The organism is Pseudonocardia sp. Ae505_Ps2, assembly GCF_001932425.1.
Classification (GTDB): Bacteria; Actinomycetota; Actinomycetes; order Mycobacteriales; family Pseudonocardiaceae; genus Pseudonocardia.
In genome coordinates, this window is record NZ_MCIP01000001.1 from 5773539 (window position 1) to 5792155 (window position 18617).

Annotated in this window: 21 protein-coding genes and 1 tRNA gene; 11 read left to right on the forward strand and 11 right to left on the reverse strand. The window is 72.6% G+C overall.

Annotation, left to right across the window (positions count from 1 at the left end):
- From Ae505Ps2_RS32815 to Ae505Ps2_RS26905, 6 genes are all read right to left on the reverse strand, one after another.
- Window positions 1-297 (reverse strand): helix-turn-helix domain-containing protein (locus Ae505Ps2_RS32815; protein ID WP_249265403.1); only part of this gene is annotated, 297 nt, incomplete at its 3' end.
- Between the two features lie 296 nt (window positions 298-593).
- Window positions 594-1379 (reverse strand): hypothetical protein, encoded by a 786-nt coding sequence (locus Ae505Ps2_RS26890; protein WP_075311161.1) that lies wholly within the window; start codon window positions 1377-1379, stop codon window positions 594-596.
- Between the two features lie 1076 nt (window positions 1380-2455).
- On the reverse strand, window positions 2456-2623 hold the full coding sequence (locus Ae505Ps2_RS32200; RefSeq protein ID WP_158071511.1) for a hypothetical protein: 168 nt from the start codon (window positions 2621-2623) through the stop codon (window positions 2456-2458).
- Between the two features lie 90 nt (window positions 2624-2713).
- Window positions 2714-2785 (reverse strand) — tRNA-Val (locus tag Ae505Ps2_RS26895).
- A 13-nt stretch (window positions 2786-2798) separates the two neighbouring features.
- Entirely contained in the window at window positions 2799-3263 is a 465-nt protein-coding gene (locus tag Ae505Ps2_RS26900; protein WP_075311159.1) for a peroxiredoxin, read from the reverse strand.
- Window positions 3260-3691: a DUF3052 domain-containing protein gene (locus tag Ae505Ps2_RS26905; protein ID WP_020624178.1), complete on the reverse strand. Its 432-nt coding sequence runs from the start codon at window positions 3689-3691 to the stop codon at window positions 3260-3262. Before Ae505Ps2_RS26905 ends, Ae505Ps2_RS26900 begins: the two co-directional genes overlap by 4 nt.
- Before the next feature lie 372 nt (window positions 3692-4063).
- On the opposite strand from Ae505Ps2_RS26905, the gene aceE reads away from it, so the two are divergent.
- Window positions 4064-6856 carry a pyruvate dehydrogenase (acetyl-transferring), homodimeric type gene (gene aceE / locus Ae505Ps2_RS26910; RefSeq protein WP_075554103.1) on the forward strand — a complete coding sequence of 931 codons (2793 nt, stop codon included), beginning with the start codon at window positions 4064-4066 and terminating at the stop codon, window positions 6854-6856.
- A 224-nt stretch (window positions 6857-7080) separates the two neighbouring features.
- Window positions 7081-7284, forward strand: a complete 204-nt coding sequence (locus Ae505Ps2_RS26915; protein WP_020624180.1) for a cold-shock protein — start codon at window positions 7081-7083, stop codon at window positions 7282-7284.
- 77 nt (window positions 7285-7361) lie between these two features.
- Here Ae505Ps2_RS26915 and Ae505Ps2_RS26920 read toward each other — a convergent pair whose 3' ends face one another.
- A complete protein-coding gene (locus Ae505Ps2_RS26920) occupies window positions 7362-8108 on the reverse strand; it encodes a pirin family protein (RefSeq protein ID WP_075312988.1) in 747 nt (248 codons plus the stop codon).
- Window positions 8109-8117: 9 nt separating this feature from the next.
- On the opposite strand from Ae505Ps2_RS26920, the gene Ae505Ps2_RS26925 reads away from it, so the two are divergent.
- The 5 genes from Ae505Ps2_RS26925 to Ae505Ps2_RS26945 all read left to right on the forward strand — a co-directional run bounded on the left by Ae505Ps2_RS26925 (window position 8118) and on the right by Ae505Ps2_RS26945 (window position 13135).
- Entirely contained in the window at window positions 8118-9497 is a 1380-nt protein-coding gene (locus Ae505Ps2_RS26925) for a helix-turn-helix domain-containing protein (RefSeq protein WP_075311155.1), read from the forward strand.
- A 141-nt stretch (window positions 9498-9638) separates the two neighbouring features.
- Window positions 9639-10562 (forward strand): ACP S-malonyltransferase, encoded by a 924-nt coding sequence (locus tag Ae505Ps2_RS26930; RefSeq protein WP_075311153.1) that lies wholly within the window; start codon window positions 9639-9641, stop codon window positions 10560-10562.
- A gap of 5 nt (window positions 10563-10567) precedes the next feature.
- A complete protein-coding gene (locus Ae505Ps2_RS26935) occupies window positions 10568-11548 on the forward strand; it encodes a beta-ketoacyl-ACP synthase III (protein WP_075311151.1) in 981 nt (326 codons plus the stop codon).
- Between the two features lie 53 nt (window positions 11549-11601).
- Window positions 11602-11844 (forward strand): acyl carrier protein, encoded by a 243-nt coding sequence (locus Ae505Ps2_RS26940; protein ID WP_020623056.1) that lies wholly within the window; start codon window positions 11602-11604, stop codon window positions 11842-11844.
- A gap of 43 nt (window positions 11845-11887) precedes the next feature.
- Complete coding sequence (locus Ae505Ps2_RS26945) at window positions 11888-13135, forward strand: beta-ketoacyl-[acyl-carrier-protein] synthase family protein (protein ID WP_075554104.1); 1248 nt, start codon at window positions 11888-11890, stop codon at window positions 13133-13135.
- Window positions 13136-13178: 43 nt separating this feature from the next.
- On the opposite strand, the gene Ae505Ps2_RS26950 is transcribed toward Ae505Ps2_RS26945, so the two are convergent.
- The 3 genes from Ae505Ps2_RS26950 to Ae505Ps2_RS26960 all read right to left on the reverse strand — a co-directional run bounded on the left by Ae505Ps2_RS26950 (window position 13179) and on the right by Ae505Ps2_RS26960 (window position 15561).
- On the reverse strand, window positions 13179-13724 hold the full coding sequence (locus Ae505Ps2_RS26950) for a hypothetical protein (RefSeq protein ID WP_075311149.1): 546 nt from the start codon (window positions 13722-13724) through the stop codon (window positions 13179-13181).
- A gap of 43 nt (window positions 13725-13767) precedes the next feature.
- Complete coding sequence (locus Ae505Ps2_RS26955) at window positions 13768-14259, reverse strand: DUF3145 domain-containing protein (protein WP_075311147.1); 492 nt, start codon at window positions 14257-14259, stop codon at window positions 13768-13770.
- Between the two features lie 225 nt (window positions 14260-14484).
- Window positions 14485-15561, reverse strand: a complete 1077-nt coding sequence (locus Ae505Ps2_RS26960; RefSeq protein ID WP_075554105.1) for an MBL fold metallo-hydrolase — start codon at window positions 15559-15561, stop codon at window positions 14485-14487.
- Window positions 15562-15784: 223 nt separating this feature from the next.
- Here Ae505Ps2_RS26960 and Ae505Ps2_RS26965 point away from each other — a divergent pair, with 223 nt between their 5' ends.
- Genes Ae505Ps2_RS26965 through Ae505Ps2_RS26975 form a run of 3 tightly spaced genes read left to right on the forward strand, consistent with a single transcriptional unit; the run spans window position 15785 to window position 17058 of the window.
- Entirely contained in the window at window positions 15785-15997 is a 213-nt protein-coding gene (locus Ae505Ps2_RS26965; RefSeq protein WP_020623051.1) for a helix-turn-helix domain-containing protein, read from the forward strand.
- 15 nt (window positions 15998-16012) lie between these two features.
- Window positions 16013-16765 (forward strand): methyltransferase domain-containing protein, encoded by a 753-nt coding sequence (locus tag Ae505Ps2_RS26970; RefSeq protein ID WP_075333656.1) that lies wholly within the window; start codon window positions 16013-16015, stop codon window positions 16763-16765.
- 56 nt (window positions 16766-16821) lie between these two features.
- The gene (locus Ae505Ps2_RS26975) at window positions 16822-17058 is read left to right on the forward strand and encodes a hypothetical protein (protein ID WP_020623049.1); all 237 of its coding nucleotides are present in this window, start codon (window positions 16822-16824) and stop codon (window positions 17056-17058) included.
- 4 nt (window positions 17059-17062) lie between these two features.
- Here Ae505Ps2_RS26975 and Ae505Ps2_RS26980 read toward each other — a convergent pair whose 3' ends face one another.
- Window positions 17063-17533 (reverse strand): NUDIX domain-containing protein, encoded by a 471-nt coding sequence (locus Ae505Ps2_RS26980; protein WP_075311141.1) that lies wholly within the window; start codon window positions 17531-17533, stop codon window positions 17063-17065.
- A gap of 77 nt (window positions 17534-17610) precedes the next feature.
- Here Ae505Ps2_RS26980 and Ae505Ps2_RS26985 point away from each other — a divergent pair, with 77 nt between their 5' ends.
- Complete coding sequence (locus Ae505Ps2_RS26985) at window positions 17611-18612, forward strand: alpha/beta hydrolase (RefSeq protein WP_083695141.1); 1002 nt, start codon at window positions 17611-17613, stop codon at window positions 18610-18612.
- Window positions 18613-18617 lie beyond the last annotated feature (5 nt).

Below are 18617 nucleotides of genomic sequence, written 5' to 3' on the forward strand. Positions count from 1 at the left end.
ATACTCGGTCGGCAACCGGCCCGCGATCGAGGCCGGTGACCAGCCACGACGCAGCAGAGCGTGCACGATCCCGCGCAACCGCGGATAGCGGTCCACCGCGAGCTGCTTCGGGCGCGCCCGCGCCGCCTGGGCCCGTTCCTGCGCTGCCGCGGCCCGGTACTCGTGGCGTCCGCCGTGGCGACGGACCTCACGAGAGATCACCGACGGATCACGACCCACCACCGAGGCGATCTGCTTGTAGGACAAGCCTTCCGCCAGACCCCTCGAGATCTCCTCCCGATCCGACAACATCAACATTTCACGCACGGAACATCCTGTCCCGCCCAACTCGCCAAGATCAAGTGCTACGACCGGCAGAACTCACCCACCCCTCGGGCTACATCGCATTGATCACAGAGCCTCCGGAGGCAGGATTGAGCCAGGCATCAGGACGCCGTCACCGATGCGATGACGGGAGATCCCCCGCGATGCGTTGGGAGTCCCACAAGGGGCCACGGCGATGACGATCCGCTGATCGACAAAAGGTTCCACCGAGGGTATCGACCCGCCAGACGCGGAGCCGCGGAAGACGCCAGTAACGGCCGGGCACATCCTCAGCGTCTCGCGAACTCATCGACAGACGCGGCGCCGGTCAGTACAGCTTCGAGGTCCGCCGAGAGCTGATCCCACTGCAATTCCCAGCAGAGGACGAACCTCTCGTCGTCTGCACGTACAGCCGCCCTTCCGAGTCGTCGAAACCCGACGTCGCACCAGTCCAGGTCACGCTTCCGATACTTGACGACTGAGGTTGCCGCGTACCGATAGCGGGACTGTGCGGAGTGCGACCGGTTCGGGAGCGCCTCGATCTCCGACAGACTTGGATTCATATCGCCGGCGAAGTCGAGGCGCTGCAGAAGCGGAGATCTACCGTACTCCGCACGAACTGCGACGACACGAAAGAGTGCCACCCTGCCGCTTTCTGACATATACTCCAGAACGTCGCCCGCTTCGAGATCGGTTTCGTATCGCCATTCGCGGCGGATCGTTCTCCGTGCTGACTGCTCGCCTGCAATCTGCTCGGCCACTCTCTCCAGAACTGCCCGGCGTCGATCGACCGTCCTGGGTCCGAAGTCTTCCCAGCGCACCAGGTCCGATCCGTTCGCCATGAAACGCGCCGCTCGCTCGCGGACTTCGCTGCTGAGTCGCCCGACCTTGAATTGAGTCATCGCGAACGCGATCCAGAACTCGGGGACGTCGTCCTCCTCGATCTCTGCATACTCCGCGATGATGCGGGTTTCCACTTCCTCATCCGACACCTTGCCGGAGAGCAGTTCCCGGTACTCATCACGTACATCGCACGCCAGATCACTGGAGAACAAGCCGGTACCCCACGCGCCCATAGGTACGACGATAGGCCGCGCGGCGCCAGGAGCACCGACCCGATCAGAGGAAACCAGAACGGGAAGGGCCACCGCAATCACAACTAGGGCGCGGCCGAAACGATGGGAATGGGCAGACACACCGTGGTCATGCTTCGCTCTCCAGTTCCCGGACACGGGCGCGCATCCGACGGACGACCACACCATGTAGCCCAACAGAACGAGCCAACCGGCGACGAGCCCGAGGTGCAAGTACCGATCCCAGCCATCCCGGCTGACGGCGTTGAGCGCCCAGACAATGACGAGTATCGGGTAGTGCCAGCTCAGCCGGGTCTGCTCGCGACCAACCCGCAGGGCCAGGCCGCGTTGTGCGACCGGGATCGGATCGCCGCGTCTCAACGCCCTCGACAGAGCAGAACGCTCACGGCGGGACGGAAGCTCATTCAAGGCCAAGGTGGGCCAGGGCTCCCCCGGCAGCCACATTCTCTTCCCCAGTCGACGGCGCGACAACGATCGGCCGCTCGCCCCGGCTCCCCGACGAGAACGCCCCCGCAGCAGTTCGGACGCCTGGTGCACCGTGCTCGGCGCGAGCCCCTGCTCCGCGGCCAACACCTTGCCCCTAGGAAGGTGCCCACCCCACCGTCATTGCCCCGGACTCGATCTGCTTCGGCATCTGCGCCCCCGAGTACAGCTAGGCTGACACCGCGCCCACGCCAGTACGCACCGTTCAGCACGAAGTGGAGGTGCCGGATCGTCGCCGGCGCGAGCGGCCGACAGCAGCGCGGACGGCACCGGCCGTCGCACTCGTGCTCCCGCGGCGTCCGGTGATCGACGCGCTACGCCGACCCCGAGCAGTGGTCGCGACAGCGACGCAGCTCGGCGTAGAGCGAGTCCAGCGCCTCCGCCCCGACGGCGCCGGCCTTCGTCCTCCCCAGGAACGGACGGACATGCAGCTCCAGGTACCGGGTGTAGGCCCGGTGCGTGGTCGCGCCAACGTCGAGGGTCTCCAGGTACCGGTCGAGCAGCTGGTCCAGCGTCGCGCTCGTGCGGGGGCTGCGCTGCTCGTCGACGGCGTTGAGGAGCCGGGTGCGCGCGGCCTAGGCACGGGCCTCCTGGCGCGGGCTGGGCTCGATCACCCCGACGAGGGTGTTCCGCTTCCCCGATACCGGCTCCTGCCCGCCGTAGACGCGGACGCGCAGCGGGCCGCTCGGCAGCCTGTCGATCGTCCCGCGCTGCCTCCGGCGACCGGCCCTCGCCCATGTCATCGACCGAGGACACGAGCCCTTCGTGTCACGAAACGTGTCACGAAGACCGAGCGGTGATCTTGATTGCAGTAAACCTGCTGGTCAGATGCGTGGGCGCGGCAGGGTTCGAACCTGCGACCGCTCGGGTGTAAACCGAGTGCTCTCCCGCTGAGCTACGCGCCCGGGACGGACATCTTCACACGGCCGACAGCGCCCGCCGCCACCCGTCCTGGTCCCGCGGCTCCCCCGGCCGGTTCACCTCGGTGAACGAGACGGTGCCGTCCGGTCTGACCAGGAACGTCCCCCGCAACGCCATCCCCTTCGCGGTGTCGAACACCCCGTAGGAGGACGCGACGGCCCCGTGCGGCCAGAAGTCCGACAGCAGCGGGAACCCGAATCCCGCGGACGTGGCCCAGGCCGCCAGCGAGAACGTCGGGTCGCAGGAGATCGCCAGCACCTGGACCGAGGAGTTCTGGAAGTCCCCGAGCGTCGACTGCACGGCCTCGAGCTCCCCGCCACAGATCCCGGAGAACGCGAACGGGTAGAAGACGAGCAGGGCCGAGCGCCCCGACCCGAGCACCGACGCCAGCGAGACCGGCTGCCGGTTCTGGTCGGGGAGCTCGAAGTCCGGGGCGACCGCGCCCTCGACGACTGGGCTCAGCGCTTGCCCTTCCCCTGCTTCGGCGGCACGAGCTTCGACCCCACCCAGTCGTCCCCGAGCGTCGCGTTGGACGTCTGCGACAGCCCGGCGGTCGGAGCCGCCTCGGCGATCTCGGAGGGCTGGATGTGGCCGTCACGGCCGGTCTTGGGTGTCAGGACCCACACGAATCCCTCGTCCGAGAGGGGTGTTCGGGCGTCGACCAGGGTGTCGATCAGGTCGCCGTCCCCGTCGCGGAACCACAGGAGCACGACGTCGATGACCTCCTGGGCGTCCTCGTCGAGGAGCTCCTCACCGGTCGTGTCCTCGACGGCCTCTCTGACCTGGTCGTCGATGTCGGTGTCGTACCCGAGTTCCTGGACGATCATGCCCGGCTCGATGCCGAGCTTTGCCGCGATGTCGGACGCACCGGCATCTGCCGCGGTCACCACTCGTTCCCCTTTCACGCTGCTCACGCAGTCCATCGTCTTCGGTTCCGCGTGCGGGCGCCACCCTTCGCGCGAAATCGGATGGGGCATCCGATCACGGGGGCCCGACCCGATGCAACCGGCCCGGGGTTCGCGCCCCGGTGACGCGCAGGTCACCCCGCCCTCCGTTCAGTTACGTACGAGTAGTACCTATCCTCGCGGCAAGAGCCCGACTTCGTGAACGACGAGTTTCGGGACCGCGCCGGAACAGGCACGATGGACCGAGCCACGGCCACGACTGCCGAGTCCGGCCGGCGACGTCGCCCCACATGCCGGCGGCGGGTACGACAGGGCCGGGCGATCCCGGCCACCGACGGAATCAGGCAGGGAGAACCCTTGACCGCGCAGAGCAGCAGGGCCGGCAACACCGACAACGGGGAGCCGCGCCGCGTCAACGTCATCCGGGACGGGTTGGCAGCCCACCTCCCGGACATCGACCCGGAGGAGACGGCCGAGTGGCTGGAGTCCTTCGACGCGGTCCTCGACAACGCCGGCCGCCAGCGCGCCCGCTACCTCATGCTGACGATGCTGCAGCGCGCCCGCGAGAAGCACGTGGGCGTCCCGTCGCTGACCGCGACGGACTACGTCAACACCATCCCGACCGACCGTGAGCCGTGGTTCCCCGGCGACGAGGACGTCGAGCGCACCTACCGGCGCTGGGTGCGCTGGAACGCTGCGATGACCGTGCACCGCGCGCAGCGGCCGGGCATCGGCGTCGGTGGGCACATCTCGTCCTACGCCTCGTCGGCGACCCTGTACGAGGTCGGCTTCAACCACTTCTTCCGCGGCAAGGAGCACCCGGGCGGCGGCGACCAGATCTACATCCAGGGGCACGCCTCCCCCGGCATCTACGCCCGCGCCTTCCTCGAGGGGCGCCTGTCCGAGGACCGCCTCGACGGCTTCCGCCAGGAGCTCAGCCACGCCGGCCCGGGCGGCGGCCTGCCGTCGTACCCGCACCCGCGCCTGATGCCGGACTTCTGGGAGTTCCCGACGGTCTCGATGGGCATCGGCCCGATGAACGCGATCATGCAGGCGCGGTTCAACCGCTACCTGAGCGGCCGCGGCATCAAGGACACCTCGCAGCAGCAGGTGTGGGCCTTCCTCGGCGACGGCGAGATGGACGAGCCCGAGTCGCGCGGTCTGATCCACGTCGCGGCCAACGAGGGTCTGGACAACCTGAACTTCGTCGTCAACTGCAACCTGCAGCGCCTCGACGGCCCGGTCCGGGGCAACGGCAAGATCATCCAGGAGCTGGAGGCGTTCTTCCGGGGCGCCGGCTGGAACGTCATCAAGGTCATCTGGGGCCGCGAGTGGGACGCCCTGCTGCACGGCGACCGCGACGGCGCCCTGATCAACCTGATGAACACCACGCCGGACGGCGACTTCCAGACCTACAAGGCCAACGACGGGGCCTACGTCCGCGACCACTTCTTCGGCCGCGACCCGCGCACCAAGTCCCTCGTCGAGCCGATGAGCGACGCCGAGATCTGGAAGCTCAAGCGCGGCGGCCACGACTACCGCAAGGTGCACGCGGCCTACGCCGCGGCGACCGCGCACCACGGCCAGCCGACCGTCATCCTGGCCAAGACCATCAAGGGCTACGGCCTGGGCACGCACTTCGCGGGCCGCAACGCCACCCACCAGATGAAGAAGCTCACGCTCGACGACCTCAAGCAGTTCCGCGACGAGCAGCGCATCCCGATCTCGGACTCCCAGCTCGAGGCCGACCCGTACCTGCCGCCGTACTACCACCCGGGCGAGAAGGACGAGGCGATCCAGTACCTGCGGGAGCGCCGTCGCCAGCTGGGCGGGCCGCTGCCGTCGCGCCGGACCGCCAGCAAGCCGCTGGTGCTCCCCGGCGACAAGGTCTACGACTTCGTCAAGAAGGGGTCCGGCAAGCAGGAGGTCGCCACGACGATGGCGTTCGTCCGGCTGCTGCGCGAGCTCATCAAGGACAAGGAGATCGGCGCGCGCTTCGTGCCGATCATCCCGGACGAGGCCCGTACCTTCGGTATGGACTCGATGTTCCCGAGCCAGAAGATCTACAACCCGAACGGCCAGAACTACACCTCGGTCGACGCCGACCTGATGCTCGCCTACAAGGAGTCCGAGCAGGGCCAGATCCTGCACGAGGGCATCAACGAGGCCGGGTCGGTCGGGTCGTTCACCGCGGCGGGCACGTCCTACGCCACGCACGACGAGCCGATGATCCCGGTCTACGTCTTCTACTCGATGTTCGGGTTCCAGCGGACCGGCGACTCGATCTGGGCCGCCTCGGACCAGATGGCCCGCGGCTTCCTCGTCGGCGCCACGGCCGGTCGCACCACGCTGACCGGTGAGGGCCTGCAGCACAACGACGGCCACTCGCTGCTGCTCGCGGCGACCAACCCGGCCGTCGTCGCCTACGACCCGGCGTTCTCCTTCGAGGTCGCGCACATCGTCCAGGACGGGCTGCGCCGGATGGTCGGCGAGAAGCCCGAGAACGTCATCTACTACCTGACGGTCTACAACGAGCCCTACCGCCAGCCGGCCGAGCCGGAGAACGTGGACCGCGAGGGCATCCTGCGCGGCATGTACCGCTTCGCCCCGGCTCCCGAGGGCACCGGCCCGGTGGTGCGGCTGCTCGCCTCCGGCGTCTCGCTGCCGTGGGCGCTGACCGCACAGAAGATGCTCTCCGACGAGTGGGACGTCCGTGCCGAGGTCTGGTCGGTGACGTCGTGGGGCGAGCTGCGCCGCGACGGCGTGGACGCCGAGCACGCCAACCTGCTCAAGCCCGGCGACGAGCCGGTCGTGCCCTACGTGACCCAGAAGCTGGCCGAGGGCGACAACGGCGAGGCCCCGGTCGTGGCGGTCTCGGACTGGATGCGCGCGGTCCCCGACCAGATCCGCCAGTGGTCCCCGGCGCCGTTCCTGTCGCTGGGCACCGACGGGTTCGGGCTGTCCGACACCCGTCCGGCCGTGCGCCGGCACTTCGCGGTCGACGCCGAGTCCATCGTCGTCGGCGCGCTGTCGCTGCTGGCGAAGCAGGGCCTGGTGAAGACCGAGACCGCTGCCGAGGCCGCGGCCGGCTACAAGATCGACGACCCGCAGGCCGCCGGCCCGCAGATCGGCGACGGCGGGGCCGCCTGACCCCACCCGGCCCGCGACGGCCCGCCTCCCCCACCGGAGGCGGGCCGTCGTCCGTTTTCGCCCCTCCCAGGGCGGCGCAGATCACGATAGGCTCCGCGCGACGGCGGTGGCGGTGATCACTCGTCCTCGCGACTCGCCGTCCTGACCAGGGCGTCGACCGTGTGCGCCGCTGGCCCGCGGTCCGGGGCGGAGTGTTCCGGGCCGATGATCTCCAGGGAGCGGTAATGGCAGAAGGCACCGTCAAGTGGTTCAACAGCGAGAAGGGCTACGGCTTCCTCGCCCCCGACGGTGGTGGTGCGGACGTGTTCGTGCACTACTCGGCAATCCAGACGAACGGCTACAAGAGCCTCGACGAGGGCCAGCGCGTCTCGTTCGACATCGAGCAGGGGCAGAAGGGGCCGCAGGCCAGCGCGGTCACGCCGCTCTGAGCCGCCCGGCGCGGTGACCGCAGCAGGCCGCACCGGCCGAGGCCCGCGCCCCGGCCGCGTTCCGCGGTGCCCGGGTGTCACCACCCCAGCGCCGCGTGCATCTCCCACACCAGGAGCTCGGCCCCGGCCGGCCCGGCGGTGACCCGCCGGCCGCCGTCGTCGACGACCCTGGCCGCGTCGCCCGTGGCGAGCGCGTCTCCGGGCACATCCTCCAGCGTCGCGTCCCCGCGTGCCATGAACGCGTGCACGAACGGGGCGGTCGGCAGCACCGTGGCCGATCCCGGCGCGAGCCGTGCCACCGACAGCGCCGCCGCGCGCTGACGCAGCGGCAGCAGGGTCGCGTCGCGGTGCCGTTCCAGCCCCGAGGCCAGGACGACCGTGTCGCCGTGCGCCCACTCGTCCGCCTCCCGCACGAGGTGGCGCGGGTCGCCGCCGGGCTCCTCGGGCACCACCCACATCTGCACGAACCGCACGCCCCCGTCCGGCGTCGCGTGCTCGGAGTGGCGCACACCCGACCCGGCACCCAGGTACTGCACCCCGCCGGGCCCGACCCGTGCGGTCCGTCCGGTGGCGCTGTCGCGGTGCTCCAGCTCGCCGTCGAGGACCCAGGTGAGGATCTCGGTGTCGCGGTGCGGGTGCTCGTCGTAGCCGCGCCCCGGGACGAGCCGGTCCTCGTTGTGCAGCAGGAGCAGCCCGAAGTGGGTGTTGGCCGGGTCGTAGTGCGCGCCGGCGGAGAAGCTGTGCCACGAGTCGAGCCAGCCGGTCCGCGTGCGCGCCCGCGAATCCGCGCGCCGGAGCGTGACGTGTCCTGTGGGTGCGTCCATCGTCGTGTCATGCTGCCCGACGTGCACCGCCACCCGGTCGCGGACGCGACGTTGCGCCGCCTCGAGCTCGCCTCCTCCAGGCTGGCCGCGGCCTGTCTGGCGGAGATGGAGCGGCGCTGCTCGTGGTTCGCCGGGCTGCCCGCCGACCAGCGCGCCGGCGTGGCCCTGGTGACCCAGACCGGCGTCGCGAACTTCGTGTCCTGGCTGCGCGAGCCGGACCGCACCACCCCGCTGACCGCCGAGGCGTTCCGGATCGCGCCGCGCGACCTGGCCCGGCGGATCAGCCTGCGCCAGACCGTCGAGCTCGTGCGCATCGCCGCGGACGTGTTCGAGGAGCACCTGCCCCCGCTCGCCGACGACGCCGAGCGCCACGAGCTGACCGAGGCCGTGCTGCGCTTCGGCCGGGAGATCGCCTTCGCCGCCGCCACCGTGTACGCCGGCGCCGCGGAGTCCCGCGGCGCCTGGGACGCCCGGCTGGAGGCACTCGTCGTCGACGCCGTGCTGCGCGGCGACACCGACGGCGCGCTCGTCTCCCGGGCCGCCGCGCTCGGCTGGGACCCGGCCGCCCCCGTGCACTGCCTGGTCGGCTCCGCACCCGGGTCCGGCCCGGAGTCCCCGCAGCTGATCGTGGAGCTGCGCCGGGTCGCCGCGCGGCTCGGTCACGACGTGCTCGTCGGCGTCCAGGGACGCCGGCTGGTGGTCCTGCTGCACCTGACCGGGCGGCCCGCGCGCCGGGTCGCCGACCGGCTCGCCGAGACCACCTCTGCGCGCCGGGCACCGGCCGGACGCGGACCGGCACCGGGGACGAGCGCGGTCACCGCGCGGGTGCTCGCCGAGGTCGCCGGGCACTTCGGGCCCGGACCGGTCGTCTCCGGCCCGCCCAGCACCGACCTGGCCACCGCGGGCGGCGCCGTCGCCGAGGCGCTGGCCGGACTGGCCGCGGCCCCGGGGCACCCCGACGCGCCCCGCCCGGTCGACGCCGCCGACCTCCTGCCGGAGCGGGCCCTGCACGGCGATCCGGCGGCGCGGCGCCGGCTCGCCGAGGACGTCCTGGCCCCGCTGTACGACACCGGCGGCGAGCTGCTGCGCACCCTGGCCGCCTACCTGGAGGGCGGGGCGAACCTGGAGGGCTGCGCCCGCGCGCTGTACGTGCACCCCAACACGGTGCGCTACCGGCTGCGGCGCATCGGCGAGCTCGTCGGACGCTCCCCCACCGACCCGCGGGAGGCGTTCGTGCTGCGTGCCGCGCTCGTCGCGGACCGCACCGCCCGCGCGTCCGACGGGCCGGCCGTCGCCGCGCACACCCCGCTGACTCCCCTGGACCCGACCGGGGAGCATGATCCCGACGTCGACGGCGTCCGTGTCCCGGCGGGCGGGGCGTTGTCGTGAACCCTACAAACACCGGCCCCTACGGATCGGTAACGAGGCCCCGGTCACACCTGCGTGTCGTAGGTTTCCTACAACTTCGGTGGTCCGACTTCGTCGTAACCGGTATCCCGGCCCCGACCCCGAGAGGTGTGTGATGTCCTCGTGATCGCCCTGCTCGCACCCGGCCAGGGGGCCCAGACCCCCGGCATGCTCGCTCCGTGGCTGGAGGACCCGGCCTCGGCGGAGGCCGTCGCCGGCTGGTCCGACGCCGTGGGGCTGGACCTGACGCGCCTCGGCACCACCGCCGACGCGGAGGAGATCACCGACACCGCGGTCACCCAGCCGTTGATCGTCACGCTGGGTCTGCTGGCCGCGCGCCGCCTGCGCGAGCGGGTCGAGCTGCCGTCCGGGACCCTCGTCGCCGGGCACTCGATCGGCGAGATCACCGCCTGCGCGATCGCCGGTGTGCTGACCGAGGACGCCGCCGTCGCCCTCGCCGGGGTCCGCGGCCGCGAGATGGCCGCCGCCTGCGCCGTCGCGCCGACCTCGATGGCCGCCGTGCTCGGCGGCGAGGAGGAGATCGTGCTGGCCCGCCTCGCCGAGCTGGGTCTCGACCCGGCCAACCGCAACGGGGCGGGCCAGATCGTCGCCGCCGGGACGAAGGAGGCGATCACCGAGCTCGTCGCGTCGCCGCCGGAGAAGGCACGGGTGAAGGCGCTCCCGGTCGCCGGGGCGTTCCACACCGCGCACATGGAGCCCGCGCGCGCCGCGCTGGAGAGCCACGCGTCGTCGGTGCCGGTGTCGGATCCGACGCTCACCCTGCTCTCCAACGCCGACGGCGGGACCGTCGACACCGGCGCCGAGGCGCTGCGCCGGCTCGTCGCACAGGTCACCCGGCCGGTGCGCTGGGACGCCTGCATGCAGACCCTCGCCGACCACGGGACCGGTGCGACCCTCGAGCTGCCCCCGGGCGCGACGCTGACCGGGCTCGTCAAGCGCGCGGTCAAGGGGACCCCGACGCTGGCCCTCAAGACCCCCGAGCAGCTCGACGCCGCCGTCGACCTGATCGCCGAGCACGGGAAGTGAGCCGCATGCGACTGGCCGACACCGTCGCCGGAGCCCGCATCCTGGGCGTCGGCAGCTTCCAGCCGGAGCACGTCGTCACCAACGCCGACCTGGCGAAGCGGGTGGAGACCGACGACGCGTGGATCCGCAGCCGCGTCGGCATCGCCGAGCGGCGCATCGCCGACGCCGAGACCCTACTGCCGGACATGGCGGTCGAGGCAGGAACGGCGGCGCTGAAGGACGCGGGGTTCGACCCGGCCGGGCTCGACGCCGTCGTCGTCGCGACCTGCACCATGCCGAACCCGATCCCGAACGCCGCGGCGCAGGTCGCCACCGGGGTCGGCGCGAACGGCGTCGCCGCGTTCGACCTCAACGCCGCGTGCGCGGGCTTCAGCTACGGCGTCGGTGTCGCCTCGGACATGATCCGCGCCGGCTCCGCCCGGCACGTGCTGGTCATCGGCGCGGAGAAGCTGTCGGACTGGGTCGACTGGGACGACCGGTCGACCTGCATCATCTTCGCCGACGGCGCGGGCGCCGCCCTGTTGGGCCCGGCGGAGAGCCCCGACGAGGTGGGTGTCGGTCCGGTCGTCTGGGGCAGCGCGGGTGACATCGCCTCCACGATCCGGATCCTCGGCGAGAGCACGAACAAGCTGCACCAGGAGGGCCAGGCGGTCTTCCGCTGGGCGACGACGGCGATCGCGCCGGTCGCGCTGGGCGCGATCGAGCGCGCCGGGCTCACCCCCGCCGACATCGACGTGCTGATCCCGCACCAGGCGAACCTCCGCATCGTCGAGGCCGTCGCCAAGAAGCTGCGCCAGAAGGGCGCCCGGGAGGACATGGTCGTCGCCGACGACATCGTGCACTCCGGCAACACCTCGTCCGCGTCCATCCCGATGGCGCTGGACCACATGCGCACGGCCGGCCGGGTACGGTCCGGCGACGTGCTGCTCCTCGTAGGCTTCGGCGCAGGACTGTCCTACGCCGGACAGGTCGTCGTCTGCCCCTGACCGGGCACCCCGACCTGGCACCCGCACCCAACCATCGCGCAAGGAGAACCATCGTGGCTGACAACGCCGAGATCCTCACCGGGCTGGCCGAGATCGTCGAGGAGGTCGCCGGCATCGACACCGCCGAGGTGACCCCCGAGAAGTCCTTCGTGGACGACCTGGACATCGACTCGCTGTCGATGGTGGAGATCGCCGTGCAGGCCGAGGACAAGTTCGGCGCCAAGATCCCGGACGACCAGCTCGCCGAGCTGAAGACCGTCGGCGACGCCGTCGACTTCATCGCCAAGCACCAGTGATCGGTACCGGCGTGCAGCTGTCCGCCGGGGAGAAGGAGACGTCATGACCGACGGAGTGGTCGTCACCGGTTTCGGGGCCACCACCCCGCTCGGCGGGGACGCCGCCTCCACCTGGGAGGCGCTGCTCGCCGGGAAGTCCGGGGTCGGGGCCACCCGGGCCGACTGGGTCGAGCGGTTCGACCTCTCGGTGTCCATCTCGGCCCAGCTCGCCGTGGAGCCCACCGAGATCCTGCCCCGTGTGCAGGCCCGCCGGATGGACCGGTGCGAGCAGGTCGCGGTGGTCGCGGCCAAGGAGGCCTGGGCGCACGCCGGACTCGGCCCGGTCCCCGGCGAGGACGGGGCCGCGGTCGAGGCCGAGCGGCTCGCCGTCGTCATCGGCGCGGGCATCGGCGGCGCACCGACGCTGCTCGCGCAGGACGACCTGCTCGAGGAGCACGGGCTGCGCAAGGTCTCGCCGCTGACCGTGCCGATGCTCATGCCCAACGGGCCGGCCGCGCTCGTGAGCCTGGAGTACAAGGCCAAGGGCGGGGTGCACTCCCCCGCCTCGGCGTGCGCCACCGGCGCCGAGGCCCTGGCCTGGGCCTACAAGCTGCTGCGCGACGGGGAGGTCGACGTCGTCCTCGCGGGCGGCGCCGAGTCCTGCATCGTCCCGATCACCGTGGCCGGGTTCGTGCAGTCACGGACCCTGTCCACCCGCAACGACGACCCGGAGGGCGCCTCCCGGCCGTTCGACACCGGGCGGGACGGCTTCGTCCTCGGTGAGGGCTCGGGCGTGCTCGTGCTCGAACGCGAGGAGTTCGCGAAGGCCCGCGGTGCCACCGTGCACGGCCGCCTCGCCGGTGTCGGCATGACGTCCGACGCCTACCACATCACCGGGCCCGACCCCGAGGGCGAGGGCCAGATCCGGGCGATGCAGAAGGCGGTGGCCGGGGCCGGTCTGACCGCCTCGGACATCGTCCACGTCAACTGCCACGCCACCTCCACGGTGGTCGGCGACGTGGGCGAGGCGACGGCCGTGCGGCGGGCGTTCGGCGACCACCCGGTGCTGACCGCGCCGAAGTCGGCGCTCGGGCACCTCGTGGGCGGGGCCGGGGCCGTCGAGGGGATCATCGCGCTGCTCAGCGTGCGCGACGACATCATCCCCGCGACGCTCAACCTCACCGACAAGGACCCGAAGGTCGAGCTGGACGTCGTCGCCGGCGAGCCGCGGAAGATGACCGTGGACGCCGCGGTCAACAACTCGTTCGGCTTCGGCGGGCACAACGCCTCGCTGGTGTTCACCAAGGCCTGACGCCTGGCGTGCGGGTCCCCGGCCGGGGACCCGCACGGCCCTCTCAGCAGGGGGCGCGCAGGATCCCGTCGGGGTCGCCGACGTCCATCCGCGGCGGCGAGCCCGCCATCGGGAACGCGACCTGCCAGCAGATCCGGCCGACGTGCAGGCCGGGCGGTCCGTCGTTCGGGTCCTGGACGCTGATGAAGCGGACCAGGGCGAGCACACCGCCGCCGCTCGTGGAGTCGATCCGGTCGATGCGGATGGTGCCGTCGACGGTGGACCCGATCCCCTCCAGCCACGCCTCGCGGGGCTGCCGGTCGGCGGTCTCGGGGTTCACCACGCGGGTCCAGGTCGCGTGGTCGCGGCCGTTGACCGCGTTGAAGTAGAGCTGCACCTGCTGCATCACCAGCTGGGCGGCCGGGTGCTCGGCGGCGCCCGCGCTGATGGTCACCTCGCTGCTGCCCGCGCCGTCGTCGGGCACCGTCTGCGGCGCGGACGCGGGGGCGACGCCGGAGCGGGTCGTCCCGGACACCGTCCACGCGACACCGCCGACGGCCACCAGTGCCACCAGCAGGACGCCGACCGTGATCGCGGCCCGGCCGTTCACTCCTCGCCCCCATGGGACGACAGTCTGCCCGGCCCGGGCCGGCTCAGCCGACCCGGTGGGTCAGCAGCGTCACCGCCGCGCCGTCACCGGCGAAGCGGAAGGACTCCAGCTCGTCGTCCCAGGCGGTGCCCAGCAGCTGGTCCAGACGCCGGGACAGCCCGGCGCCGCTGTGCTCGGCCATGACCGTGCGCAGCTGGTCCTCGGGCAGCACGACGTCGCCGTTGGCGCTGGTGCGACCGTGCCACATGCCGAGGCCGGGGACGTGCATGAACCGCTCCCCGTCCACGCCGGGGCTCGGCTCCTCGGTCACCTCGAACCGCAGCATCGACCAGGCCCTCAGCGCCCCCGCGAGCGCCCCGCCGCTACCGGCGGGACCGCTCCAGGTGCACTCGGCCCGCATCTGACCGGACGCCACCGGCTGCGCGGACCACTCGAGGGAGACCCGCGTTCCGAGAACGCCCGAGAGCGCCCACTCGACGTGCGGACAGACCGCAGTCGGCGACGAGTGGACGAACACCACTCCGCGTGTGCTCACTGCCAACCTCCGCTGTCGTCGACGAGGATCGTCTTCCCCTACGTCCTCGGCGCAGCGCGGTCGGTGCTGGGACCCGCGGTACAGATGTGCTGGGTGTGGGTGTGGTGACCTCCGTGGCGTGAGTGGACTCCGGTGACCTCACTCTGCCCGATTCCGCTCCGGGGAGCCACCCCGACACGACTACCGGGTGAACGGTGCGCGGCGTGTCGCGGCCCGGCGCGCGGGTCAGGCCGTGTAGGTGGCGACGGCGACCCCGGTGGCGGCGTCGGGAACCTCGGTCCGGCGCAGCTCACCGAGGTCGGCGAGCACGTCGAGGTGCGCCCCGGTCTCCAGGACCGCGAGGGTCCGGTTGAACAGGTCCATGTCCTCCAGCCGGCGTTCCCGCCGGGTCCAGCGCAGGACCCGGGCGACCGCGTCGGCGGTCGGATGGCCCGCGGCGACGGCGTCGCGGCACTGGGCGAGCCGGACCTCGTGGTGGGCCAGCAGCTCGTCGACGCGAGCGTGCGCGCCGCCACCGACCGGGCCGTGCGCGGGCAGCAGGGTCGCGTCCGGCCGGGACCGGACCAGGCGCAGCGAGTCGAGGAACTGCCCGAGCGGGCTCGCCACCGGCGACGGCTGCAGGCCGATCGACGGGGTGATCCGGGGCAGCACGTGGTCCCCGGCGAACAGCAGCTCGTGGGCCTCGTCGGCGAACACGAGGTGCCCACGGGTGTGCCCCGGGGTCTCCACCGCGGTCAGGGTGCGCGTGCCGGCCGGGTCGGCGACGGCGATGGCGGCGCGGTCGGCGACCCACTCGTCGGGGGCCTCCCACTCCTCGGGGAGCGGACGCGGCCACGGCCCGGCCCGGCCGAGCTCGTCGACGATGCCGGCGGCACCGGCACGCAGCAGCCGGGACCGGTCGGGTTCGCCCGGCGGCCGGGCCGGGTCGGTGATGACCTCCAGGTTCGGGCGCTCCCCCGCCCCGAGCAGCACCCGGGTGCCGTACTCGCGGCGCAGCACCGAGGCCAGCGTGTAGTGGTCGCGGTGAGCGTGGGTGACCAGGAAGCGGCGGACGTCGCCGAAACCGGAGCCCAGCGCCGCCAGCGCCTTGCCCAGCAGGTCGCGGGCCTCGTCGATCGCCCAGCCGGAGTCGATCAGGGTCCAGCCGGTGTCGTCGGCGAGTGCGTAGACGTTCACCGCCCGCAGCCCGTCCTGCGGCAGCGGCAGCGGGATCCGGTACCCCCCGGGGGCGCTGCGGAACACGCCCGGCGCGGTCCAGTCGCCGTCCGGGTCGTCATCGGTCACGGTGGAAGCGGCGGTCACCGCCCGACGATAGATGACCGGATCCGGGGGCGCCGCACCCTCCTGCGGGGCACATCATCACCCCACGTGTCGGGCCGGGCACCGACAGTCGACATTTTCCGGACAGTCCACCCGAGGGTGGTACACGATCGCACCGGGAGGGTGGCCCGATCCGCGCTACCGTCCCTGCGTTCGGTGATCAGAGGGTCGGCCTGGGGGCGGGTCGGCGAAGGAGGGACGCAGCATGGCGGCAGGGATCCCGGAGCAACGGTCCGGGCAGGACGCGCCGTTCCTCACCGTGGCAGAGGTGGCGGACCGGATGCGGGTCTCCCGGATGACGGTGTACCGGCTGGTGCACTCCGGGGAGCTCCCCGCGGTGCGGTTCGGGCGCTCGTTCCGAGTGCCACCGGAGTCGGTGGAGGCGCTGATCGAGTCGGCGCGCTACACCGGCGGTTGAGACTAGGGAGCCGGAATGCTGCCGGTCGACGCCGCGAGCGCACGGAGGGTCGCGGACACCTACGACACCCCCGAGGCCCGGACCGAACGGGAACGGACCCTGGAGCTGCTGGGCCCGCGGGCCGGCGAGCAGATCCTGGTCGTCGGGACCGGACCGGGACAACTGCTCGACGACGTCGCCAGGGCCGTCGGTCCGGGTGCCACGGGGGTCGACCCGGACCCGGTGATGGTGACGCTGGCGCGACGCCGGTGCGGCACCCGTGCCGTCGTCACCCAGCGCGCGCTGGCCGGTCCGGGCTCGCTGCCCGGCGGTCCGTACGACGCCGTGGCCTGCCTGCAGGTCCTGGAGTTCGTCGACGACCTGCCGGCCACCGTCACCGAGCTGTACCGGGTCCTGCGCCCGGGTGGGCGGCTGCTCGTGCTGGACACGGACTGGACCTCGCTGCACTGGCCCGGGCCGGGGCAGGACCGGCACCGCCGCATCCGCGACGCGTGGTGCAGCACGGTGCCGCGGTCGCGGCTGCCCTACGAGCTGGGCCCGCTGCTGCAGCGCGCCGGGTTCGACGGGGAGTGGACACGACGGATGCCGATGCGCGGGCCGGCCTCCACCGGCTACGGCGCCGCGCTGCGGGAGATGGTCGCCGAGGCCGCGCCGGGCCGGTGCGGCCTCACCCGGGCCGAGGTCGACGCGTGGGCGTCGGGCGTCGCGTCCTGCGGCGACGAGCCGTTCTCGGTGGACCGCTGGTTCCTGGGCGCCGTCCGGCCCTGAACCGCGTGCGGACGGGGCGTGGCGCGCTGCGCTCCGGTCGGGCAGCATCTCGGGCCGTGGGCTCCCCGTCGTCGCAGACACCGATCACCGCGCGGGTGAGGATCGGGCAGCAGCCCGACTTCGTCCGGCTGTTCCAGACGCTCCCCCGGGCCGGGGAGTGGGTCAACTTCGCCCCACCCGGCCGGCGGCGCGACGACTACGAGGTCGACTGGGTGCTGCACTGGGCGATCGACCCCGACGACAGCGACAGCCCGGACGTCACCGTCGAGATCCAGCTCGTCGACCCGGAGTAGGCCGCTACCGGAAGCCGTGGCTGCGGACCGCGGCCACGTCGCCGTCGCGCAGGGCGTCGAGCACCGCGCGTTCGTGCGGGACCGTGTCGGCGGGCAGGTCGGCGAGCGCGAACCAGTCCAGGCCCGCGGTCTTCCCGTCCTCGGCGCGGCGTGGCTCGCCGGTCCAGCGACGGCAGGTGAAGAAGAAGTCGACGCGTTCGTCGACCGGGTCCCCGGTGCGCCCGGTGCGGTGCACCGCCGTGAGCGGGACCAGGTCGGCGGGGTCGACGGTGACGCCGAGCTCCTCCCGGGCCTCGCGCACCGCGGCGGCGGCCGCGTCCTCGCCGGCCTCGACGTGCCCGGCCGCGGCGGCGGCCCAGTGGCCGTCCATGAACCCGGTGCCGGCACGCATCTGGAGCAGCACCTCGGTGCGCTCACCGGTGCCGCGCAACAGCAGGACGTAGGACGCCGGGACGACCCGGTAGCGCTCGCTCACGCCGCCGACCCTAGGTGCCGTGGCGCCGTTCGCCGACGGCAACACCGGGGTAACGCGGCGGTCCTACCGTCGGTCCGATGGCGGCCCCCACCTCGCGCCCGGCACCGGTCGGCGACCGGCTCGGCGTCGTGCCGCCGCGGGACTCGGAGCTGCGGTTCCGCACCGTGCACGGCTACCGGCGGGCGTTCCGGGTGGCCGGGTCCGGGCCGGCGGTGGTGCTCGTGCACGGCATCGGGGACAGCTCGGCGACGTGGGAGGCGGTGTTCCCCGCGCTGGCCCGGCGGCACCTGGTGATCGCCCCTGACCTGCTGGGGCACGGGCACTCGGACAAGCCGCGCGCGGACTACTCGGTCGCCGCCTACGCCAACGGCGTGCGGGACCTCCTCGGCGTCCTCGGTGTCCCGCGCGCGACGCTGGTGGGGCACTCGCTGGGCGGTGGCGTCGCCATGCAGTTCGCCTACCAGTACCCCGACCGGACCGAGCGCCTGGTGCTGGTCGGCACCGGCGGGGCGGGCCCGGACGTGACGCCGCTGCTGCGCGCGGTCAGCCTGCCCGGTGCGCAGGCGGTGCTGGCGGCCTCGCAGCTGCCGCCGTTGCGGTGGCAGATCGGGTGGGCCCTCGACGCGCTGCGGCTGGTCGGCGCCGACCTCGGCCGTGACGCCGCCGACCTGCTCCGGCTGGTCGACGCGCTGCCCGACGCGACGTCGCGGGCGGCGTTCATCCGGACGCTGCGGGCCGTCGTCGACTGGCGCGGGCAGGTCGTGACCATGCTGGACCGCTGCTACCTGACCCGCGGGATGCCGACGATGCTGGTGTGGGGCGCCCGGGACGCGGTGGTGCCGCTCGCGCACGCCCACACCGCGCACGCGGCGATGCCGGGCAGCCGGCTGGAGGTGTTCGACGACGCCGGGCACTTCCCGCACCACAGCGACCCGGCCCGGTTCGTGGGGGTGCTGGAGGAGTTCCTCGACTCCACCGACCCGGCACGGTGGAGCCCCGAGCAGTGGCGTCAGCTGCTGCGCTGCCCTCCCCCGCCCGCCGGTGCCGGGGCGCGGCCGGGTCCGGTGTCGGCGACCTGACCCGG

What these genes read in the sequence shown, in the direction of transcription:
- Ae505Ps2_RS26890 (WP_075311161.1), bottom strand. Translation starts at nt 1,379, where the DNA reads ATGGGCGCGTGGGGTACCGGCTTGTTCTCCAGTGATCTGGCGTGCGAT.
- Ae505Ps2_RS32200 (WP_158071511.1), bottom strand. Translation starts at nt 2,623, where the DNA reads ATGACATGGGCGAGGGCCGGTCGCCGGAGGCAGCGCGGGACGATCGAC.
- Ae505Ps2_RS26915 (WP_020624180.1), top strand. Translation starts at nt 7,081, where the DNA reads ATGGCAGAAGGCACCGTCAAGTGGTTCAACAGCGAGAAGGGCTACGGC.
- Ae505Ps2_RS26920 (WP_075312988.1), bottom strand. Translation starts at nt 8,108, where the DNA reads ATGGACGCACCCACAGGACACGTCACGCTCCGGCGCGCGGATTCGCGG.
- Ae505Ps2_RS26925 (WP_075311155.1), top strand. Translation starts at nt 8,118, where the DNA reads ATGCTGCCCGACGTGCACCGCCACCCGGTCGCGGACGCGACGTTGCGC.
- Ae505Ps2_RS26935 (WP_075311151.1), top strand. Translation starts at nt 10,568, where the DNA reads ATGCGACTGGCCGACACCGTCGCCGGAGCCCGCATCCTGGGCGTCGGC.
- Ae505Ps2_RS26945 (WP_075554104.1), top strand. Translation starts at nt 11,888, where the DNA reads ATGACCGACGGAGTGGTCGTCACCGGTTTCGGGGCCACCACCCCGCTC.
- Ae505Ps2_RS26965 (WP_020623051.1), top strand. Translation starts at nt 15,785, where the DNA reads ATGGCGGCAGGGATCCCGGAGCAACGGTCCGGGCAGGACGCGCCGTTC.
- Ae505Ps2_RS26970 (WP_075333656.1), top strand. Translation starts at nt 16,013, where the DNA reads ATGCTGCCGGTCGACGCCGCGAGCGCACGGAGGGTCGCGGACACCTAC.
- Ae505Ps2_RS26985 (WP_083695141.1), top strand. Translation starts at nt 17,611, where the DNA reads ATGGCGGCCCCCACCTCGCGCCCGGCACCGGTCGGCGACCGGCTCGGC.